Source organism: Burkholderia sp. LMG 13014, from assembly GCF_905232215.1.
Classification (GTDB): domain Bacteria; phylum Pseudomonadota; class Gammaproteobacteria; order Burkholderiales; family Burkholderiaceae; genus Burkholderia.
The window spans coordinates 1-4302 of the sequence record NZ_CAJNKE010000507.1; the positions used below are offsets into that span (position 1 = coordinate 1).

Annotated in this window: 3 protein-coding genes; 2 read left to right on the forward strand and 1 reads right to left on the reverse strand. The window is 63.6% G+C overall.

What is annotated here, in order from left to right:
- Positions 1-30 precede the first annotated feature (30 nt).
- A complete protein-coding gene (locus JYJ84_RS29745) occupies positions 31-645 on the reverse strand; it encodes a glutathione S-transferase family protein (protein WP_122946401.1) in 615 nt (204 codons plus the stop codon).
- Between the two features lie 893 nt (positions 646-1538).
- Here JYJ84_RS29745 and JYJ84_RS29750 point away from each other — a divergent pair.
- Both JYJ84_RS29750 and JYJ84_RS29755 read left to right on the forward strand, forming a co-directional pair.
- Positions 1539-2090, forward strand: coding sequence for a hypothetical protein (locus JYJ84_RS29750; protein WP_205189844.1), 552 nt, complete (start codon positions 1539-1541; stop codon positions 2088-2090).
- A gap of 770 nt (positions 2091-2860) precedes the next feature.
- Positions 2861-3496: a GNAT family N-acetyltransferase gene (locus JYJ84_RS29755; RefSeq protein WP_240201919.1), complete on the forward strand. Its 636-nt coding sequence runs from the start codon at positions 2861-2863 to the stop codon at positions 3494-3496.
- Positions 3497-4302 lie beyond the last annotated feature (806 nt).

The window sequence follows — 4302 nt, forward strand, 5'->3', positions numbered from 1 at the left end:
CACACGCCCACACGCCCACACGCCCACACGTCACGCATGCAGCAGGCGCGCCGCTTCGCGCTGTTCGATCGCCGCCGCGCGGCGGAACCCGTCGCGGTCCTCGGCACGCGCGACGTAATCGCCGAGCACGCCTTCATGTGGCAGCAGATGCGCGTCGAACGCGATCTTCAGCGTGCTGGCGAGCAGCAGGTCGGCCGCGGTGAAGCGCTCGCCGACGAGCCACGGGCTATGGGCGAGCGCCTGCGCAAGCGCGCGCTGCACGCGCGTGATGTTGCCCCAGCCGAACGCGACCGGATTGCCCGACGCGCCCGTGAATTTCTCGGCCATCGCCGGTTCGAGGCAGGTCGGCGTGAAGAACATCCACTGCAGGAAGCGGCCGCGCAGCGGATCGTCGGGCGCGATGCCGAGCCCGGCGCCCGGGCAGCAGTCGGCGAGATAGAGCAGTACGGCACCCGATTCGGCGAACGGCGCGTTGCCGTCGTCGAGCGCGGGCAGCTTGGCCATCGGATTGACCTGGATGAACGCTTCGCTGCCCTGTTCGTGCGAGCGCAGGTCGATCGGCACGAGCTCGTAGACGACACCGATTTCCTCGAGCATCCACAACGCCCGGAACGCCCGGGTCTTCGGCCAGTAGTAGAGCTTCATTGCGCCTCCGCGTAGGGGGTAGGTGCCGTGTCGATGGAGGTTCAAGCGTACCCGAGCGGGAACGGTTCGGACAGGGGCGGCCGGCGGTGAATATTTATAACTAGTCATAGAAAAACTAGTTATAAATTCTGTGGCGTGAGGTTGATGCGGTGGATGCCCGTCAATGACATGCCGGGCGGGCGATATACCACGCCGGCCGGTATCCCGGCGCGAGCGCACGTGCTTCACCATATCTATCTGCCGGGCGGAATTTCACACGTGTGCCGGACGTCGGGAAGGCGGCCGGTTGTGGAAAACCGTCGCGCAAAGCAACCCGAAATGCTGTGGATTGGAACGGTGAGGACAGGGCGAGCGGTTCGGAAGCGCGGGCGAGCGCGGCAGGGCGAACGCTTGCGTACCGATCCCGATTGCCGCGAGAATTCGATGCCTCGCAAACCGAACGCCGAACATGGGCGCATGCGCAGGATGAAGCAGCGGCCGATGCGCAGCGATGGTGCGGCCGCCGCCGAACGATGTCAGGCGCTCGCCGTCCGAAAGGAAGTCGGTGAGCCGCTGAATGATCCCGGGATGATCGGAGTTCCAACGTCATGTCGAAGCGCACGCTTCTTGCCCGCTGCCTGTCGGTAGCGACTGCCATCGCGATGGCGGGCTGTGCGGCCGTCGCCGCGAACGAGCCCGTCGCTCGCGACGCGAATGCCTCGCAGCCGAAAACGCCTGTCGTCGTATTCCCGCGTGGCAACGGCTTCACCGCCTTCAACGGAAACCGGTACGCGAACGCCGCCTATCTCGACGGGATGGGGCTGGTGCCCTTCACGTCGATCTATGACGTCTGGGGGCTGTCGTGCGATGCAACCCGCTGCTATCACGTACCGACCGAGAGCCAGTTCAGGAAGGTGCTGGCCGGCTATGTGTCGCAATTCAGATCGAACGAATTCATCGCGTTCGATTTCGAGAAGATCGTGATCGATGCGGCGCGATCGGAAGCGCAGGCCGAGAACGAAGTGGCACTGTTCGCGAAGTTCATCGCCTGGACGCGGGCGGCTTATCCGAATGCCCGGCTCGGCATGTACGACTACGATTTCAATCCGAAATTTCGCAGTATCCGCGCGCAGCTTTATCAGGACGGCGGATTCGATTTCTTTGCACCGACGATGTATCAGCGCTGGCCGAACCATGCGCTGTGGCGAACGAATCTGCGGGCGGTCGTCGAAAACGACCGGGCCATCAACCGATCGCTGCCGATTTATGCGTATGTGTCGCCTTACAAGGCAGGGCAGACGGCGAATGGATTTCTGGGCGATGCGGAATGGCTCGGCGAACTGTCCGAGGCAGGGCGAGCCATCAACGGCGTGATCGTATGGACGGAAAGCGCGCCCGGCGACCAGCTGGATACGAGTCAAAGCTGGCTGGCGGACTTGCAACGGATGACTGGCGCCGGACATTGAGCGGCGTCGGCGCAACGGGGTGCGGCGCGCGGTCGGCTGCGAGGTTTCGCGCGCGCGCAGCGTACCTGTCGTGCCCCGAACGACGCGAAACCCTGTGTATTGCATCGGTGAGGATCGTCGAAAGCGGTCGGATGCGCCGCCTTTGTTGCGGGCATCCGACGCCCGGCAAGACACGAAAAACCGTGCTGCTCAAAGGTGATTGTCGAGCATCGATGTGAATGGGGAGCCCGTTTCGATGTAGTATCCGATCCCCGCACGCGACTCGGCGGGCTGTGGATGGCGATGATCGGTACGCGCGCCGAATTGAACGAGGCGTTCGCAGGGGTGTGGATATCCTGCCCCCGAATGGACTCGAAGCGCTGTGTATTTCGAGGGTGAGTGTGATCGACGAGGCGGCCGAGGCGCTCGCAGCGGTGTGGATATTCTGCGTTCGAACAGGCGCGAAGCGCCGTGTATTTCGAGGTGAGTGCGATCGCGAAATCGGCTGGGGGACTCGCCGAGGTGTGAATATCCTGCCTTGGTCGGGGCCGGAGGTGCTGCGTGTTTCGAAAGCGCGTGCGATCGCGGGATCGAACGAGGCGTTCGCCGGGGTGTGGATATCCTGCCCTGGAAGGGACTCGAAGCGCTGTGCGTTTCGAAGGTGAGTATCATCGCGGGATTATCCGAAGGGCTCGCCGAGGTGTGGATATCTCACCCCGGAAAGGACTCGAAGCACTGTGTATTTCCAAGGTGAGGGTGAATGCCCGATCGAACGAGGCGTTCGCCAGGGTGTGGATATCCCGCCCTGGAAAGGACTCGAACCGCTGTGCATTTCAACGGTGAGCGTGGGTGCCCGTCCGGGCCGGCGGCCTTGTGCGGCCTTGTACGGCCGCTGGCGGTGCGGATACCCGGAGCGACAACGCTCGGCGACTACGAACGTCTTTTCCTCGGGAGCGCCGGACTTGATCACGTCGTCGAACCTCGCGATCCGAGACGCGCAGCCGTCTGATCACGCAGCCATTGCCGCACTGTTGAGCCAGCTCGGCTACGACACGACGCCGTCGCTGATCCTCGAAAAGATCGAAGCGTTGCTTCCGAGTCCGACGGACAAGATCGTCGTGGCTGTCGTGCAATGCGAGGTCGTCGGCAGCATCAGTCTCCACGCGTTGCCGCTCTTTCACGCGGCAGGCTACCTCGGACGCATCACCAGCCTGGTCGTCGATGAGCGCCATCGCGGATACGGCGTCGGCAGTGCGCTGATGGCCGCCGCAGAGCGTTGGTTCGACGCGGCCGGATGCGTGAAGCTGGAAGTGACGAGTGGCGACCACCGGCCGGATGCCCACCGCTTTTACGCGCGGCACGGCTTTTTGCGCGACGGACAGCGACTCGCCAGAAAGCTATCCCCATCACGCGGCTTCAAGCCCTGATCGCATGCGACTCGAAACGCCGCCCATCAACGGTGAGCGCAAGCGCCTTGGTGAGCGGGCAACGGGAGCAGGGGGTGTGGACATCTCACCTCCGAAGAGACTTGAAACGCTGTGAATCTCGACGGTGAGGGCGAACGCGGGATCGAATACGGCACGCGTTTCCGTGTGGATATCCCGCTCCCGAAACGACTCGAAGTCCTGTGCATTTCGAAGGTGAGTGCCGGCGGTCGATCGGCCGAAGCGCGTATACCCGCGTGAATATCAGGGTGCCGGTTCAACCGCCAAAACCATTCGAAGCCGGTGAATGGCGAGGAGGAGCGCGAGTCCGTACGCCGGAAACCGCGCCGGTCATGTTGTGAATATCCGGCCTCGGCGACCACTCGAGCGCCCGTGTATTGCAACCGTGATGGTCGGCTCGGAGTCGAAACGCGTGCCGGTTGCAATGTGGATATCCGGGCCTCGCAACCACTCGCGCGCCCGTGTATTTCAACGGTGAGTGTCAGCCCGAAATCGAAACGCGTGCCGGTTTCGATGTGGATATCCCACCCCCTCGACCACTCGGTCCCCTGTGCATCCCGGAGACGGGTACAAGCACGGGCTGAAGCAGAATCCACTCGAAAGTCGGCACGACGCCCTGCGCATCCGAACGGGGAGCCGGACGTCCCGACCCGCGACGTGCCAGCCCGATCCCGTTGTGGACATCCGCTCCCCACGCCACTCGAAACGCTGTGCAATCGAACGGTGAGGATACCGCCTCGATCCGCTCAAACCCACGCCAGCAGCGGCTCGGGCGCCCATCGCCACCC

What these genes read in the sequence shown, in the direction of transcription:
- JYJ84_RS29745 (WP_122946401.1), bottom strand. Translation starts at nt 645, where the DNA reads ATGAAGCTCTACTACTGGCCGAAGACCCGGGCGTTCCGGGCGTTGTGG.